Annotated in this window: 14 protein-coding genes and 1 pseudogene; 6 read left to right on the forward strand and 9 right to left on the reverse strand. The window is 57.5% G+C overall.

Going from position 1 to position 15,417, the window contains the following annotated elements:
• Positions 1-318: 318 nt before the first annotated feature.
• The 3 genes and pseudogenes from GXN74_RS11305 to dhaK form a co-directional block, all read right to left on the reverse strand.
• A complete protein-coding gene (locus GXN74_RS11305) occupies positions 319-1,596 on the reverse strand; it encodes a redoxin domain-containing protein (protein WP_162371052.1) in 1,278 nt (425 codons plus the stop codon).
• A gap of 168 nt (positions 1,597-1,764) precedes the next feature.
• Positions 1,765-2,628, reverse strand: a complete 864-nt coding sequence (locus GXN74_RS11310) for a sugar phosphate isomerase/epimerase family protein (RefSeq protein WP_162371053.1) — start codon at positions 2,626-2,628, stop codon at positions 1,765-1,767.
• A 163-nt stretch (positions 2,629-2,791) separates the two neighbouring features.
• Positions 2,792-4,491: pseudogene (dhaK, locus tag GXN74_RS14925) on the reverse strand (dihydroxyacetone kinase subunit DhaK).
• A gap of 127 nt (positions 4,492-4,618) precedes the next feature.
• Here dhaK and GXN74_RS11325 point away from each other — a divergent pair.
• The 3 genes from GXN74_RS11325 (at position 4,619) to GXN74_RS11335 (ending at position 7,817) form a co-directional block, all read left to right on the forward strand.
• On the forward strand, positions 4,619-5,095 hold the full coding sequence (locus tag GXN74_RS11325; protein ID WP_162371055.1) for a DUF5721 family protein: 477 nt from the start codon (positions 4,619-4,621) through the stop codon (positions 5,093-5,095).
• A 111-nt stretch (positions 5,096-5,206) separates the two neighbouring features.
• Positions 5,207-7,162, forward strand: coding sequence for a molecular chaperone HtpG (gene htpG, locus GXN74_RS11330; RefSeq protein WP_162371056.1), 1,956 nt, complete (start codon positions 5,207-5,209; stop codon positions 7,160-7,162).
• 94 nt (positions 7,163-7,256) lie between these two features.
• Entirely contained in the window at positions 7,257-7,817 is a 561-nt protein-coding gene (locus GXN74_RS11335; RefSeq protein WP_162371057.1) for a CarD family transcriptional regulator, read from the forward strand.
• On the opposite strand, the gene GXN74_RS11340 is transcribed toward GXN74_RS11335, so the two are convergent.
• Positions 7,775-8,662, reverse strand: coding sequence for a DMT family transporter (locus GXN74_RS11340; protein WP_162371058.1), 888 nt, complete (start codon positions 8,660-8,662; stop codon positions 7,775-7,777). The genes GXN74_RS11335 and GXN74_RS11340 overlap by 43 nt on opposite strands.
• A 145-nt stretch (positions 8,663-8,807) precedes the next feature.
• Between GXN74_RS11340 and GXN74_RS11345 the strand changes: the two genes are divergently transcribed.
• Together GXN74_RS11345 and GXN74_RS11350 are read left to right on the forward strand one after the other, a co-directional pair.
• Positions 8,808-9,515, forward strand: a complete 708-nt coding sequence (locus tag GXN74_RS11345) for a Crp/Fnr family transcriptional regulator (RefSeq protein WP_162371059.1) — start codon at positions 8,808-8,810, stop codon at positions 9,513-9,515.
• Between the two features lie 92 nt (positions 9,516-9,607).
• Positions 9,608-9,982, forward strand: coding sequence for a hypothetical protein (locus GXN74_RS11350; protein WP_162371060.1), 375 nt, complete (start codon positions 9,608-9,610; stop codon positions 9,980-9,982).
• A gap of 95 nt (positions 9,983-10,077) precedes the next feature.
• Here the strand turns inward: GXN74_RS11350 and GXN74_RS11355 are convergent, their stop codons facing one another.
• The 4 genes from GXN74_RS11355 to GXN74_RS11370 form a co-directional block, all read right to left on the reverse strand.
• A complete protein-coding gene (locus GXN74_RS11355) occupies positions 10,078-11,064 on the reverse strand; it encodes a LacI family DNA-binding transcriptional regulator (RefSeq protein WP_162371061.1) in 987 nt (328 codons plus the stop codon).
• Between the two features lie 13 nt (positions 11,065-11,077).
• The gene (locus GXN74_RS11360) at positions 11,078-12,031 is read right to left on the reverse strand and encodes a PfkB family carbohydrate kinase (RefSeq protein WP_162371062.1); all 954 of its coding nucleotides are present in this window, start codon (positions 12,029-12,031) and stop codon (positions 11,078-11,080) included.
• Between the two features lie 133 nt (positions 12,032-12,164).
• Entirely contained in the window at positions 12,165-12,452 is a 288-nt protein-coding gene (locus tag GXN74_RS11365; RefSeq protein ID WP_162371063.1) for a hypothetical protein, read from the reverse strand.
• A gap of 130 nt (positions 12,453-12,582) precedes the next feature.
• On the reverse strand, positions 12,583-13,008 hold the full coding sequence (locus GXN74_RS11370) for a GTP-binding protein (RefSeq protein ID WP_162371064.1): 426 nt from the start codon (positions 13,006-13,008) through the stop codon (positions 12,583-12,585).
• Positions 13,009-13,443: 435 nt separating this feature from the next.
• Between GXN74_RS11370 and GXN74_RS11375 the strand changes: the two genes are divergently transcribed.
• On the forward strand, positions 13,444-13,713 hold the full coding sequence (locus tag GXN74_RS11375; RefSeq protein WP_162371051.1) for a hypothetical protein: 270 nt from the start codon (positions 13,444-13,446) through the stop codon (positions 13,711-13,713).
• Positions 13,714-14,159: 446 nt separating this feature from the next.
• Here GXN74_RS11375 and GXN74_RS11380 read toward each other — a convergent pair whose 3' ends face one another.
• A complete protein-coding gene (locus GXN74_RS11380) occupies positions 14,160-15,407 on the reverse strand; it encodes a helix-turn-helix domain-containing protein (protein WP_162371065.1) in 1,248 nt (415 codons plus the stop codon).
• Between the last annotated feature and the right edge of the window lie 10 nt (positions 15,408-15,417).

Consider the following 15,417-nt stretch of genomic DNA (forward strand, 5'->3'; position numbering starts at 1 on the left):
GCATGTGTTAGGCACGCCGCCAGCGTTCATCCTGAGCCAGGATCAAACTCTCATAAAAAGTTCTCTCCGGCAGCATAAACTCTGACCTTCCGCTTTCGCGGGTTTAGTCTTGGAATTACGTTGTTTTGATTTATTCTTCACTGTTCAATTTTCAAGGTCCTGCTTGTGTTCCGCTTGTTTGACGCTTGTCCTGTGCGGACCAACGAGACGTAGTATAGCATTAAATCCAGCGTGGCGTCAACCCTAATTTTCATATTTTTTTTATTTTTTTCAACATTTGCGAAAACTCCACCAAAACCTGGGGCCCAGGGCGGCTTTTCACCGCCCGCTTCTTGTCTGTTCGATGATGTTACGCATCATCTCCTTGGTCAATTGCCCGCTGACATATCCATAGACGTTCCCTTCGGCGTCGATCATGAAGGTGGTGGGAAAGGCGCTGATCTGGTAGGCCCCCAGGACCTCCCCCGTCTCATCGAAGACGGTGGGGAAGGTATAGCCGTTCCCTTCCAGGAACCGGGTGATGTCCTCCACGCTTCCATCGCTCCCTCCCGGATTCCGGTCCGTCTTGGGGTTGCCCACCCCCAGGAAGACCACATCCCCCCCGTTGCTTCCGTACTCCTCGTAGAGGGACTGGATATGGGGCATCTCCGCCTTGCAGGGCGGACACCAGGTGGCCCAGAAGTTCAGGAACACCACCTTGCCCTTGTAGTCGGACAGGGTATGGGTGGTGCCGTACTGGTCCTGCAGGGTGAAGTCGAATGCGGGTATGGAGGCCGGCGCGTCCGGCCCATCCGGCGCGGCTGCATCCGGTCCGGCCTCCGGCTCCGGCGCTTCCCGGGTGGGTGCGCCGGACGGGGCCTCTCCCAGGGTGTTCATGTAGCTGGTGATGTTGTTGAACAATCCCGTGAAGGTCATGATGCCGATGGCCACCAGCAGGACACCGCTGGCCTTCACCGCGAAGCGCAGTACCTGCTGCTTCGCCTTCAGGAAATTCAGGACCTGGGTGGTGAAGATCCCCAGCACCAGGAAAGGGATTACGAATCCCAGGGTGTAGACCAGGACCAGCAGGTTCCCCAGCCCCGCCGTCTGGGCGCTGGAGGCCAGGATCAGGACGGAGGTCAGCGCCGGGCCCACGCAAGGGGTCCAGGCGAAGCTGAAGGTGAATCCCATGACCACGGCCACCAGGGGGCTCATCCTGGACGGATCGAAGGGAAGCTTGAATTTCCTCTCCCGTTCCAGGAACTTGAATTCCAGGAAGCCCATCTGCACAAGACCCAGCAGGATGATCAGAATCCCACCCACCCTGCTGAAGACCGTCCGGTTCCTGCTGAAGAAGCTTCCCAGGGCGGAAAAGGAGAAGCCCAGCAGGAAGAAGGCGAAGGAAATCCCCAGGACGAACAGGAAGGTGTAGAGGAAGACCTTCCCGCGGTTGTAGCTGATGCGCCCCTCCCCGTCCACCACCTTGGCGTTGCCTGCCAGATATCCCATGTAGATGGGGATCAGGGGCACCACGCAGGGGGAGAAAAAGGAAAGGAGCCCACCGGTGAACACCAGAAAAAACGGAATGCCTCCGCTTGCGATCAAACTTTCAGCCATGATAAACCTCCTTGACGGTAAACAAAAGTTTTCCTGCTTTCTTAGTAGTATACCAAGGCCCGTCCAAAAAATCAAGCGTTGTATCCTAATATTCAACTATTACGTTTTGGGGGCCGAGAAAAACGGGAAAAGGTTGCCCTTCTCCCGTCTTTGCTGTTGCCTTTGGTTTTACAGAAGTTCCTTTTGGATCCGTGCCAGGATTTCCGGCGCCTGGTATCCGATCTTCTCGGGGAACCCGAACAGGGATACGGCGGCGATGGTGTCGTCCTGCTCGCCGAACTTCATTTCCTTCAAGGTCTTGAAGAATGCGTCGAAGTCCACGTCCCCTTCGCCCAAGCCCACATGCTGGTGGATGGTGGCGTTGACGCCCGGAGGGTTCACGATGTAGCGGCAGTTCAGTTCCTGGTTCAGGGTGTCCGCGATGATGACGTGCTTCAGGTCGTCTCCGGCGTATTTCAGCATGCTGGACACGTCGCCCTTGCCCTTGTCGTAGAAGAAGGTGTGGGCCGCACAGTACAGGTAGCGCACGTTGGGGCTCCGGAAGGACTTGACGATGTCGGTGGTCTCGTAGCCGTCTTCGCAGAAGTCGTAGGGATGGGACTGGATGTCCAGACGGATCCCTTCCTTCTCGAAGATGGGAAGAAGCTCTTCCATGGAACGGTAGAACATTTCCTCGCTGATGACGGGCTGGTTGGGGTCTCCGGAAAGCTCCGTGTTGATGACCTGCACGTCCAGCTCGACGGCGATCTCGATGGCACGCTTCCAGTTCACCACGGCTGCCTTGCGGCGCTCCTCCTCCGGTCCCGCCCAGTTGTAGATGGGGATCATGGAAGAGATCTTCACGCCGGTTTCCTTCATGGCGTCCTTGTACTCCTTGATGATTTCCTTGCTGGCCCGGGGATGCTTGTAGAAGGGCAGGATCTGGGGATGGGGAGACTGCTCGATGTACTGGAATCCCATGTCCGCAATCTTGCGCACCATGTCCGTGATGGACAGATATCTGATGACGTCCGGATCAAATGCTATTTTCATACTTAACCTCCATGCTTTTGTATTTTTTTAAGGCCATCACCGTTCATGGCTGCAGGCCTCTGAATCCGCTGTTCACTTACCGATTATACCGCTCTTCGGGTGTATAGTCAACGTTTTTTCGTGCATTTTAACCAGTTTCCAGCGAGCCTTATTGCTCTTTGCTTCACAATTCGTCAGTAAAACGTTTACTCTCCGCTGTTTTCCTGTGTTCGTACACACCTTGCAGCAGGATTCCCACCGCCATGGCGCCCGGATCGGGGTGTCCCACGGTCCTTTCCCCCAGGTAACTGGCCCTGCCTCTTTTCGCCACCATGTCCCTGGTGGCCTCGGCGCCTTCCATGGCCGCAGCCGCCGCGTTTTTCAGCGCCTCCTCCAGCGGCAGATGGGCCTGGGCGTCCTGGACGAGGGATTTCACCGCGGGGAGCAGGGCGTCCACCATGGTCTTGTCCCCGGCTTCCGCCTTCCCTGTCTTCTGGATGGAAAGGACCGCCTGGTCCAGCAGCAGGGCCAGGTCCTCCACCCCCAGCGCCTCCTTGTCCTTGGCCGCCTTGGCCGCGGCACGGAAAGCGCCCCCCCAGAGGGGGCCGGAGGCGCCGCCGCATTCCTCTCCGATGAGAAGGCCGCAGGCCTTCAGGAAGGCCCCCATGTCCTCCTTGGGAAGCTCCTCCCATTCCTCCCGGAGTTTGGAGAATCCTTTTGCCAGGGAAGCCCCGAAATCCCCGTCGCCCACCGCCGCGTCCAGCGCCGAGAATTCGGCCTCCTTCTCCAGGACCAGTTCCACCATCCTTGCCACCATCGCCGCCAGGTCTTCCGCCTTCAGTTTTTCCTGATCCCTTCCTCCCATGCCGCCACCCCTTTCCCGTCCTATGCCTGCCGGAACGCCGTCGTGTCCGCCGGGGCGTCCAACAGTCCCTTGAGCTCCCCATCCAGCTGCAGCAGGGTAATGGAAGCTCCCGCCATGTCCAGGGAGGTCATATGGTTCCCCACGAAGGTCTTGTGGATCCCGATGCCGGCCTCCGCCAGCAGGTCGGACGCCTTGTTGTTCAGTATGAAGAGCTCCTGGAGGGGCGTGCCTCCCAATCCGTTCACCAGGACGGCCACCTCGTCCCCTTTCCGGAAGGGCAGGTCCGCCAGCAGGGCGGCCACCGCACGGGATGCCAGCTCGTCCGCTGGAGCCAGGGCTTCCCGGGAAATGCCCGGTTCCCCGTGGATTCCCACGCCGTACTCCATGTCCCCTTCCCCGATGTCGAAGGTGGGAACCCCACGGGCGGGCACGGTGCAGGAAGTCAGGGCGAAGCCGATGGAACGGACCCGGGAGACCGCCTTCTCCGCCACCGCCTTCACTGCAGGAAGGTCCCACCCAAGCTCCGCAGCCGCTCCCGCAATCTTGTGCACGAAGACGGTTCCCGCGACGCCCCGCCTGCCCGCCGTGTACAGGCTGTCCTTCACCGCCACGTCGTCGTTCACATAGACGGACTCCACATCCACGTCGTCGTCTTCCCTAGCCATTTCCGCCGCACCGTCGAAATTCATGCAGTCCCCCGTGTAGTTCTTGACAATCAGCAGGGTCCCCTTTTCCGAACGGGTGGCCAGGATGGCCTTGTAGACCTGGGTGCTGGAGGGGGAGGCGAAGACATCCCCACAGACCGCCGCATCCAGCATGCCGGTCCCCACATAGCCCGCATGGGCCGGCTCGTGGCCGCTGCCTCCGCCGCTGACCAGGGAAACCTTCCGGGGATTGGGGTCCTTCCGGGTGATGAACCGGTACTTGGGGTCCAGGGCAAGCTTGTCCGGATAGGCCTTCACCATTCCCTGGCACATCTCCAATACGACCTGCTCCGGCTTGTTGATGATTTTCTTCATATGCCGCACCTCCTGTGGATCATCCGTTGTGTTCATGGGCTTTCCGCTTCCATTATACCATACTTGCACCTGCCCACCAATACGGCTATAATGGAGTTGCCTGCATTACGACAGAAAGGAACCGCACATGACAGTCTTTGAAATAGAAGAAACGAAACGCTTCATGCAGTGCCTGTTGAAGGAGGAACTGTTCGACGATTTCCGCCTCCTCCAGCTGGACCTGAAGACCTTCGTCCATTTTTCCGTGGACGGCAAAGGGATTGAAACCGAAGATCCGTTCCCCTTCGTCCCCTGGCTCCAGGTGAAGCCGGCCATCGTCCGGCTGGTCCAAGGCTCCAAGCCTCCCGGCTATCTGAAGGTCGTCTTCGCCGTCTCCCCCGAGGCCACCGCCAGCATCCTGGAGAAGTCCGGAAAGGAGCTTTCGGAGTCCATCCAGGGCTTCACCCTCACCATCCTCTACGAGAACGGCCAGCTCAGGATCACCACGGGGACCAACTACAGGACCTTCGTTTCGGACAAGACGGGGGAGCGGGTTTTCGACCAGTCCATGCGTCGCTTCCTCCAGAAGAACGCCCTGGCGGCCTTCCCTCCGGAAGCCCCCTGATTTCTGTTAGCACTCGCATCTGTCGAGTGCCAGTTTTTTGTTGACTTTTTTCTGTCTGCGTTGTATCATATGGGATAGAATGCACCATCTATCATACAGGAGGTTGAAACCATGCAGGTTGAAAAAGGCAGTTTGTCCATCCACAGCGAAAACATCTTTCCCATCATAAAGAAATGGCTCTATTCGGACCATGACATCTTCATCCGGGAACTGGTGTCCAACGCCACCGACGCCATCACCAAGCTGAAGAAGCTGAAATCCCTGGGCGAAGCGGACTATCCCGAAGGGACGGCCTTCTCCGTGCAGGTGGTCCTGGACGAGGAAGCCAAGACCCTGAAATTCATAGACAACGGAATCGGCATGACCGGGGAGGAAGTGAAGAAGTACATCAACCAGATCGCCTTCTCCGGCGCCGAGGATTTCCTGAGCAAGTACAAGGAGGGCAGCGGGGAAGACCAGATCATCGGCCATTTCGGTCTGGGCTTCTATTCCGCCTTCATGGTGGCGGACAAGGTGGAGATCCAGACCCTTTCCTTCCAGGAAGGGGCCGCTCCCGTCCATTGGGTCTGCGAAGGGGGCACGGAATTCTCCATGGCCGACGGAGACCGGACCGGTAGGGGTACGGAGATCACCCTCCATCTGGGCGAGGACGGGAAGGATTTCCTGACCGAATGGTCCGTCCGCAAGACCCTGGAGAAGTACTGCTCTTTCATGCCCGTGGAGATCTACCTGACCAGCATCCGGGCGGAGAAGGAGAAGGAGGAGCGCCGGGTGAAGGCCGCCGCCGAGAAGGCGGAGCAGGCCGCCAAGGAGGATGCGGGCGCGGAAGCCGTGGAGCCCGAAATCCAGGAGATGGAACCCGTGGACATCCCCAAAGCCATCAACGACACGAAGCCCCTGTATCTGAAGAAGCCCAGCGAGTGCACCGACGAGGAGTACCGGGCCTTCTACCACAAGACCTTTGTGGATTTCAAGGAACCCCTGTTCTGGATCCACCTGAACATGGACTATCCCTTCAACTTGAAGGGGATCCTCTACTTCCCCAAACTGGGGAACCAGTTCGACACCCTGGAAGGACAGATCAAGCTGTACAACAGCCAGGTGTTCATCGCGGACAACATCAAGGAGGTCATCCCCGAGTTCCTGCTGCTCCTGAAAGGGGTGGTGGACTGCCCCGACCTTCCCCTGAACGTGTCCAGAAGCTTCCTGCAGAACGACGGCTTCGTCCAGAAGATTTCCAGCCACATTTCCAAGAAGGTGGCGGACAAGCTGAATTCCCTTTACAAGACGGACAAGGAGAACTACGGGAAGTTCTGGGACGACATCAACCCCTTCATCAAGTTCGGCTGCCTGAAGGACGAGAAGTTCTACGAGAAGGTGAAGGACATCATCCTCTACAAGGACATCTACGGGAAATACCTGACCCTGCCCGAATACCTGGAGGAAAACAGGGAGAAGCATGCGGACAAGGTCTTCTTCACCAGCGACGAGCAGCAGCAGTCCCAGTACATCAAGATGTTCAAGGAGCATGACATGGACGCTGTGCTGCTGCCCCACGCCATCGACCAGCCCTTCATCTCCCACATGGAAATGAAGGAGGAGAAGGTGAAGTTCTCCCGGATCGACACGGACCTGACAGACCTCATGAAGGATGTGGACGAATCCACCGCGGAGGCCCTGAAGGAGTCCCAGGAGGTCCTCGAGAAGCTCTTTAGGGCCGCACTGGGCAAGGAGCAGCTGACCGTCCAGGTGGAGAACCTGAAGTCGGACAAGACCTCCGCCATAGTCATCCTGCCGGAAGAATCCCGGCGGATGCAGGAGATGGGCGCCATGTACGGCTTCATGGGCATGGACTTCGGACAGATGCAGGGGGGGGAGACCCTGCTGCTGAACCACAAGAACAAGCTGGTCCGCCACATCCTGGCCCACCAGGAGGATGCCGACGGGGCGAAGCTCTTCTGCGAACAGGTCTACGACCTGGCCATGATCAGCCACAAGCCCTTGGATCCCGAAGCCATGAGCCGCTTCATCGAGCGGAGCAACCAAATCCTGGAAAAACTTGTGTAGCCTGTAACAAGAAAAGGCTGATGCAACAAACACCTGTTGCATCAGCCTTTTTTCGCTTTCACCTGCGACCCGCCAGAAATACGGAGGTAATACCATGTATCAGATTGGAGATTTGATCGTTTATGACACCACCGGCGTATGCCATGTCACGGATATAAGGAAACATGATCTGCTGGGTACCGGCCAGGAGCGGCTGTATTATGTCCTGAAGCCCCTTTTTCAGGAATGCGTGATTTCAACCCCCGTCGACAACACCAAGGTGTTCATGCGCCCGGTCATCTCCAGGGACGAGGCGGAACGGCTCATCGACAGCATCCCCTCGATCCACGTGAAGCCCTATGAAAGCCCCGTCCTCCGGGAACTGACCACGCATTACGACGCCTTCCTGAAGGCCCATGACTGCGCTGCCCTGGTCGAGCTCACCATGTCCATCTTCACAAAGAAGCAAACGGCCACAAGCCAGAACAAGAAGCTGGGGGCCGTTGACGAGAAATACCTGAAGCGGGGCGAGGACCTGCTGTTCGGCGAACTTTCCGCCGCCCTCCAGATCGAAAAGGACCGGGTGCCGGAATACATCGAAGCCAGGGTAGCCGGAGAGGCTGCCGCCGGCAGTCACCGGCCGGCAAGCTCCCCCTGGGCCTTCTCGGAAATGTAGAGCCCGGACAGGATCAGCCCCGCCCCGGCCACCGTGTAAAGGGTGATCCGTTCCTTGAGGAAAAGAGCCGCGAAGACCGTGGTCACCACCGGAACGAGATAGATGTACTGGTTGACCTTCACGGATCCGATGCACTGGATGGCCCTGTTCCACATGAGGAAGGCCAGGGAGGAGGCCACAATCCCCAGAAAAAGGAGGCTGGCCACAAGTTGTCCACTGAAGCGGACGTCATCCAGGCTCTCCCCTGTGCAGAGCATCATGCCCAGCAGGAAAAAGAAGCCGTAGGCGAAAACCTTCCGGGTGAGGGCGATCAGGTGGTGCCCCTCCTGGATCCTCTGCATGGTCAGGGTGTAGACGGCGAACAGCAGGGCCGCCAGCAGGGCAAGGAAATCCCCCATGGGTTCGATTCCGGCAAACCGCCTGCCGTTCAGGATCACCAGGAACACGCCCCCATAGGCGGCAGCGAAACCCGCCAGGCTCTTCCTGTTCAGGAAGGGGGTCTTGTAGACCGCCATGGACAGGATTCCCGTCATCAGGGGGATGGTGGCCACAATCAGGCTCACATTGGAGGAATAGGTCCTCTGAAGGGCTGAATTCTCACATACGAAATAGGCGGCGAGACCAACGCCCGAGAGCAGGAAGAAGAGCTCCTCGGACCACCGCTTCGGCTTCCCGAACCTGGGATGGAGCAGGCTCAGGAACACCAGGGCCAATGCGTAGCGTATGCCCAGCACCTGCAGGGGGCTCAGCTGTTCCAGAACCACCTTGCTGAGGATGAAGGTGGAGCTCCAGATGGTGATGGTTGTCAAGGCCAACAGGTGGCCGATTGCGTTCTTTTTGTTCATGGGCGGCTCCTCGGGACGTTTTAGCCTTACTATACACCAAACGCCTTCCTTTGTGAATACCTTCCCTCCATCCGGCCTTGCGGAACCTCCCTTTCTGCCTTATAATTGTGGTGGAAGACGAACCCCGAACCCCAACGGAGGCACTATGGACACATCCCATGAGACACGACACGAACTCCAAACGGAAGAAACCGCAGCCCTCCTGACGGGCTGCATCCTGTTCCAGGGACTGGACCCCCTCCAGTTGGCCCGGCTCCTCCCCTGGAACCGCTGCCGCATCACGCCGCATCCCAAGCGGGAGCTTCTTGCCCTCCAAGGGAATCCCTGCACCCATCTGGGCATCCTGCTGGAGGGCTCCCTTGTCATGGAAAAACAGGACCAGAGCGGGCACCTTTTCACCCTGCGGACCCTGGCGCCGCTGGAGGTCTTCGGGGCTGCCCTCCTGTTCGCCTCGGATGGGCGCCACCAATGCAACATCCAGACCCTGGAGAGCACCCGGGTCTTCCAGATCCCCCAGGAGGAGGTCCAAAAGCTGTGCGCCCGGGAGCCCCAGTTCGCCCGGAACTACCTGCGGGCCCTGAGCCTCCAGGTCGCCATCCTCCAGGACAAGATCGAGCTGCTGGGATACCGGGACGTCCGGCACCGGCTGCTGCTGCACCTGCAGAAGCTCTTCCAGGAGCAGGGCAGCCTTTGCCTGACCCTGGACCATACCAAGACGGAAATAGCCGGCATGCTGGGCGTGGCCCGCTCCTCCCTCTCCCGGGAGCTGAAGTCCATGGCCGAAGAGGGGCTCCTCCACTTCCACGGCAGGCATGTCCTCCTCCATAGGGAAGAAACCCTGTACATCACTTGACACCACCTCCTTTATTATGTATAATCATACTCATAACTTGTTACATCGTATGTCTTACTACTTAGTGTGGTTATCCATAGGGAGGTACAGCCATGAAGAATAGAATAAAAGGGAAGGATTTGTTGCTTCTTGAACGGATCCTGGAGATCGCAGGAGAGTTCGAGTCGGTTCCGGATGTGCTCCACAAGACCCAGGACTGGTACCGCAAGGACTTGAACTACTTCGACCTGGACGTGGAGGGCATCGCCGGACAATTCGGCTTCCAAGGATTGGAGGCCATGATCCTGGCGGGAGCCTATGTGGAATCCACCCGTTCCCTTTCCTCCAAAGCGGTGGAGGTGGCCCTGGTCCGCATCCTCGGGGAGGACAAGGTCCAGGAACTGGAGCTGCACATGCAGGCCTTCGAATTGGGCAAACAGATCGTGCACGAGCTGTTCTGCGCCTACGACATGCCCAAGATCAGCTGAACGCAAGGGAAGGCCCCCGGAGAAGATCCAATCTTCTCCGGGGGCCTTCCCTTGCTTCTGTCCTACAAAGTCCGTGCCAGAGGCATCCGCACCCTTCAGCTCCGGGTGCTTCCTCCCTGGACCCATTCCACCGGCAGCACCAGCCGCTGTTCGGGGGCCTCCCCCGCCATGACCCGTTCCAGGGTCCGGACCAGCTGAAAGCCGATCCGGTCCATGGGTTGGGCCACCGTGCTCAAAACCGGGGTGGTCAGCCGGCTCAAGGCGATTCCGTCATACCCGACGACCTGGACCTGTCCGGGCACCTGCTTCCCGCAGGCGTGGAGGATCTGGAGCAGGGTGGCCGCCTCCGTATCCGAGACGAAGAATCCGTCCACCTCCGGCATGGCTTCCACGATGCTGCCGTAGAGCTCCATCATGGCGTCCTCCGTGAACTCGTTCAGCTTCTTTTCCAGGACCACATGGGGGATTCCCCGCTGGACGCAGACCTGTTCGAAGGCGTCGCTCCGGTTGTGGACGGGGCTCTTGAACCGGCGGGAGACCCGGAGGTGGGCCAGACGGGTGCAGCCGGCCCCGATCAGGGCTTCCGTCGCCAGACGTCCTCCCATGGCGTGGTCCGCCCCCACACAGGGGATCCCTTCCCCCAGATAGCGGTCGAAGGCCACCATGGGCAGACCGTGTCCGGTGTAGGCATCCGCCTCCAGGGAGTGGCTGCCCACGATCACCCCGTCCACCTGCTGGGCGGCCAGAATCTCCAGCGCCGCCCGCTCCTTTTCCTTCTCCCCAAGGGTGGTGCACAGCATCATCTTGTAGCCTGCATCCACCAGATGCTCCTCGATCTTCTGGGCCAGTTCCGCGAAGAAGTAGTGGGAGATGTGGGGCAGCACCACCCCGATGATCCTGGTCTGCTTCCGGAGCAGGGACCGGGCCAGTTCGTTGCGCACATAGCCCAGGCGCCCGCAGGCTTCCTCCACCTTCTCCCGGGTTTCCCTGCCGATGTATCCCCGGTTGTTGAAGACCCTGGACACGGTGGTGACGGACACCCCCGCTTCCCTGGCCACGTCTTTGATGCTTGGCTTAGCCATACCTGTCTCCGTCCTACAATCTGGCCTGGATTTCTTCCATGGTCGGCATGACCGCGATGGCTCCGTACCGGGTGGTCACGATGGATGCCCCCGCATTGGCGAACAGGAGCAGGTTCAGGAAGTCCTGCTCCCCCATGGAATCCAGGTCAAGGTCCCTCTCCAGCAGGCCGTGGAGGATGCCTCCCAGGAAGGAGTCTCCGGCGCCTGTGGTGTCCACCGCCTTCACCATGAATCCGGGGACTTCACCGGACAGGTCGGCGGTCCGGTAATAGCTGCCCTTGGGTCCCAGGGTCACCAGCAGCAGGCGGATGTTCCCAAAGGATGCCATCAGGGCTTTGGACCCTTCCTCCAGGTCCTCCAGTCCCGTCAGGAACGTCAGCTCCTCTTCCGAAATCTTGACCACGTCCGCATAGGCCATGCCCTTGCCGATCATCTCCTTGGCCAGGTCCAGGCTTTCCCAAAGGGGTTCCCGCAGGTTGGGGTCGTAGCTGACCAGGACGCCCGCATCCCGGGCCACCTTCAGCGCCTCGAAGGTGGTGAAGCGCACCGGTTCGCCGGTCAGGGAAAGGGATCCGAAATGGAAGATCCTGGTGTTCCTGACCAGATCGAAATCCACCTCTTCGGGATGCAGGTTCATGTCCGCCCCCGGATTCCTGTAGAAGCTGAAGCTCCTGTCCCCATCCGGCTGCAGGTGCACGAAGGCCAGGGTGGTGTTCACCTGGCCGTCGAAGACCAGGCCGCCGGTATGGATGCCGTTCTCCTCCAGGGTCTGCTTCAGGAAGGTCCCGAACTGGTCCCTGCCCACCTTGCCGATGAAGGCCGTTTCCTTGCCCAGCTTGGCCAGGCAGGCCAGCACGTTGGCCGGCGCCCCTCCCGGATTCCGCTCGAAAAGGGGGTTCCCCCGTTCGGACACCCCCTGGGGGGTGAAATCGATCAACACTTCGCCCAATGCAACCACGTCAAACATATGCTACCTCCTCTGATTCGATATGCCCCCATTATAACCGCTTCCAAGGCGTATGTCAACCGATTGACATACGCCTTCCTTTCCAAGAGCGAAAAAAAGCCGACTCCCTTTCGGGGCCGGCTGGCTTCCATCCTTACAGCATCGATTCCAGCTCCTGGATTTCCTGCTTCCATAGGGCGACCTGTTGCTCCGCTTCCTCCACTTTTCCCATGAGCTCCAGGCGCCGCTCCGCCACTTCCTTCTTCTCCGGGTCGCTGAGCAGGGCGATTTCCGCTTCCAGCTTCTTCAGTTCCTGGTTGTACTTGTCCCAGGTCTCCTGGAGGGAGTCGTCGCAGTTTCCTTCCTTGATGTAGGTGCCGATGCTGTTCATGTCGTACTTCAATCTGCTCTTTTTCTCCAAAAACGCTTTCAAATTTTCCATCCTGTCTCCACCTTTCCGCCTTGGGTATTCTGCATGCTGGCATGCATTTGTTCTTATTCTGTAGAACCATTATACCATATGCGCGGCTTTTTTCAAACAATGGAAAGGGTTTTTCCTATTTTTCCGTCTACTACATTTCAAATTCCGCCCCGTCCCCGAAGGTCTCCCTTGCGGCGGCTAGGATCGGGGACATGGCCCTTAGCCCCTCCGAGGAGAGGAAGACAAGGCTGTCCGTGGGGGAGACGCGCTCTGCGAGCTCCACAAGCTCCACCAGGGCGATTTCGCTGTGGCGGATCTGCCGTGTGACGCTTTCCATGACGGCCACTTCCCTTTCGAAATACACGCCGTCTATGATGACGATATTGCCCCCATAGGCATAGTCCTTGATGCCCTTCTGCTCCAGGTCCTGGCCCTGGAGGGTGATTCCGTCGATGCTTTCCTTGCCGAACTCGTTCACCAGGAGTCCCACCTGGCCATCGATCCGTTCCAGGAGATGCTTTAGGAAAGTGGTCTTGCCGGCTCCCAGGAACCCGGTGACCAGATACAGTTTCGTCATGTGTCCCCCTTTTCCGCCGTCGTTTTGATGTGCTATCCGTCAAGAGGACAGTGAAATAAAATTCATGCAACTGTTCAGTCACCTGATTGTGCTTCAACTTGAATTTTACCAAACGCTGAAATTCATTTTTTTCTAGAGCCCCTATTATCTGAACTTTAGAAGAGTATCCACAGTTCTGGGTGCCTGCCAAGGAATATCGGCGGATAACTCCGGCCACTGACAGCACATTGGGGATGAGCCCTTTCCATATCCGGGTTTTTGAGATTTGAAAGGCGTGATTTTCAAGGTTATCCCCATGTCAAAATGACCACGTGCAAAAACACCTCCATGCCGCCCTCTTCCGATGGTCCCGCCAAACCCAAGAGCCTGCGCAAACCTTCCGGGAAGAAACCAGGTGCGCAGAAAGGGTGGGCGGAAGGATTCCAGAAGCTCCTTTTGAAGATGAATCTGACGAAGGAAAAAGCTGTCGGCAAGGGTCGGATTAGCTTGAGCTATTATCACAGCCGAAAATTCGGCAGTGAATACGACCGGATGATGGATGAAGCCAAGCTGCTCAATCCGCAGCCCGAAAGACCCCCCGAAAAGCGTGGACGTATGAAACGCGGGAAGGTTCTGGCTCTGATCCAGAGGCTGGTTGCACACAAGGGTGAGGTCTGCCTGTTCGCCAAGAACTTCAGCGTGCCCTTTACCAACAACACTGCCTGAGTTCATGACAATCATGTCCTTCCTTGGAACTGCAAAGAAACAGGGTATCAATACCTATGCTGCAACCAGGGCTGCATTGTCAGGTGAAAGCGACCGGCTTCTGTTTTGCTAATTTATATGGTTGACTGAACAGTTACCTTTCTTGCAGTGGATTCCAAACGCATTCGGTACTCTTGTACTTTTTTTAAGCTCGACCTCCATCTCCAGGCGTTCCTCATATGTTGTTTTTCGTCCATTGGTCACGCCACCACTCGTCCCAGAGGACTTCACCCCCGAGATATTCTCGCACCATTTTAAGTTTCATCTCTTGGTCAAACTTGGATCTTATTCCCATAAGTAAACTCCCCCTATGATAGACAGTTTTTTATTTCACTGTCTACCATAAGGGGAGCAGTTCAATGGACATGGGGTTCCCGGCATTTTTCATGCGAAAAAGTGATATGAAGTCAGCGGCTATCACGATACTGCTTTGGGCTCATTCCTGTCACTGTCTTGAACATTTTTGTGAAATGGCTTTGGTCGTGGAATCCTGTCGCACCGGCCACCTCCGCAATGTTCATGTCGGTTGATTTGAGTAGCAGCTGGCTGTTTGTGATTCTGATCCTGTTCAAGTATTTGCTGAAGGACATCCCCACTTCATCACTGAAGATCTTGCTGAAGTAGGCAGTGCTGAAGTGCACATATGCCGCCACTTCCTCCAGCGTCAGTTTGTTCATGTAGTACTGTTTGATGTGGTCCATCGCCTTGTAGATGGCGTCCTTGTGCTTGGCCTTTCCGAAATTGAACACGCTTTCCGAGAACTTATGGCAAATCCGGCCCAGCCACTGTGTCAGCTGTTCTGCATCGCTGAAATCCTGGATCTCATTCAGGTAGGAATAGTTCATGCCCAGGACTTCTTCGACCTGCGCGCCGCCATCCATGGCCGCCCTCGAAAGCAACACCACCAGTTCCAGCACCCTTGACTTGAGCTGCCTAAAACCCATTCCGCTCTGGATATACATCATAGAAATGATTTCGTTTACCACACGGTTGGCACCCAACCTGTCTCCGATGGCAATCCGCTTCAGCAACTCCTTTTCCTTCTCCAGAGGATAGGGCACGCCCCCCTCCACAGTCCCTCCCATGGTCTGCAGGTATTCCATGTATATCTTGGGGTCCGTATAGCTATCCCGTCCGGTCCGGTCCATCAGGAACTTTTCATAGCCGTCCCCGCCAATATAGTGCATCCCGGCAAATAGCAGGTCCGCCAATGCCTTGACCCTGGGCGGGGGGATGATTTTGATTTCTGCAGCCAGTTCCTCGATGCGGTCCCTTGTCAGGTCCGGACTGCTCGTCGCTTCCAGGATCTTGTCGATCAGGAAATTGTCTGCCGGCTGCATCAGCAGGGGGCCGCACACGATCGAGCCACCAATCCGCATCTCGACCATGATAGGGGTTGTGAAATAGACGCACGCGTAAGGGCCGAAGAAGATGTAGCTTCCGCCGTAGATGGAGGCCTGATGAGCGCCGTACAGGAGGCTGTCACGGATGAGCTGCTCATCCAGTCCCATTTTTTTGCTTGGGTCCGAAATGCTGCCGTTTTCCCGGATGACCTCGCCCTTTTCGTCGATCAGTCTGCACGGGACATCGACGGAATTCGAAAAGCTTTCCAGTACATATAACGCCTTGTTCAGGTCAAATTTACAACCATCCATCTCCGCTCCA

The organism is Anaerotalea alkaliphila (assembly GCF_010179735.1).
GTDB lineage: Bacteria > Bacillota > Clostridia > Lachnospirales > Vallitaleaceae > Anaerotalea > Anaerotalea alkaliphila.

Bases quoted from the DNA above. Each gene is read 5' to 3' on its own strand.
- GXN74_RS11305 (WP_162371052.1), bottom strand. From the start codon at position 1,596: ATGGCTGAAAGTTTGATCGCAAGCGGAGGCATTCCGTTTTTTCTGGTG.
- GXN74_RS11310 (WP_162371053.1), bottom strand. From the start codon at position 2,628: ATGAAAATAGCATTTGATCCGGACGTCATCAGATATCTGTCCATCACG.
- GXN74_RS11325 (WP_162371055.1), top strand. From the start codon at position 4,619: ATGACAGTCTTTGAAATAGAAGAAACGAAACGCTTCATGCAGTGCCTG.
- htpG (WP_162371056.1), top strand. From the start codon at position 5,207: ATGCAGGTTGAAAAAGGCAGTTTGTCCATCCACAGCGAAAACATCTTT.
- GXN74_RS11335 (WP_162371057.1), top strand. From the start codon at position 7,257: ATGTATCAGATTGGAGATTTGATCGTTTATGACACCACCGGCGTATGC.
- GXN74_RS11340 (WP_162371058.1), bottom strand. From the start codon at position 8,662: ATGAACAAAAAGAACGCAATCGGCCACCTGTTGGCCTTGACAACCATC.
- GXN74_RS11345 (WP_162371059.1), top strand. From the start codon at position 8,808: ATGGACACATCCCATGAGACACGACACGAACTCCAAACGGAAGAAACC.
- GXN74_RS11350 (WP_162371060.1), top strand. From the start codon at position 9,608: ATGAAGAATAGAATAAAAGGGAAGGATTTGTTGCTTCTTGAACGGATC.
- GXN74_RS11355 (WP_162371061.1), bottom strand. From the start codon at position 11,064: ATGGCTAAGCCAAGCATCAAAGACGTGGCCAGGGAAGCGGGGGTGTCC.
- GXN74_RS11360 (WP_162371062.1), bottom strand. From the start codon at position 12,031: ATGTTTGACGTGGTTGCATTGGGCGAAGTGTTGATCGATTTCACCCCC.
- GXN74_RS11365 (WP_162371063.1), bottom strand. From the start codon at position 12,452: ATGGAAAATTTGAAAGCGTTTTTGGAGAAAAAGAGCAGATTGAAGTAC.
- GXN74_RS11370 (WP_162371064.1), bottom strand. From the start codon at position 13,008: ATGACGAAACTGTATCTGGTCACCGGGTTCCTGGGAGCCGGCAAGACC.
- GXN74_RS11380 (WP_162371065.1), bottom strand. From the start codon at position 15,407: ATGGATGGTTGTAAATTTGACCTGAACAAGGCGTTATATGTACTGGAA.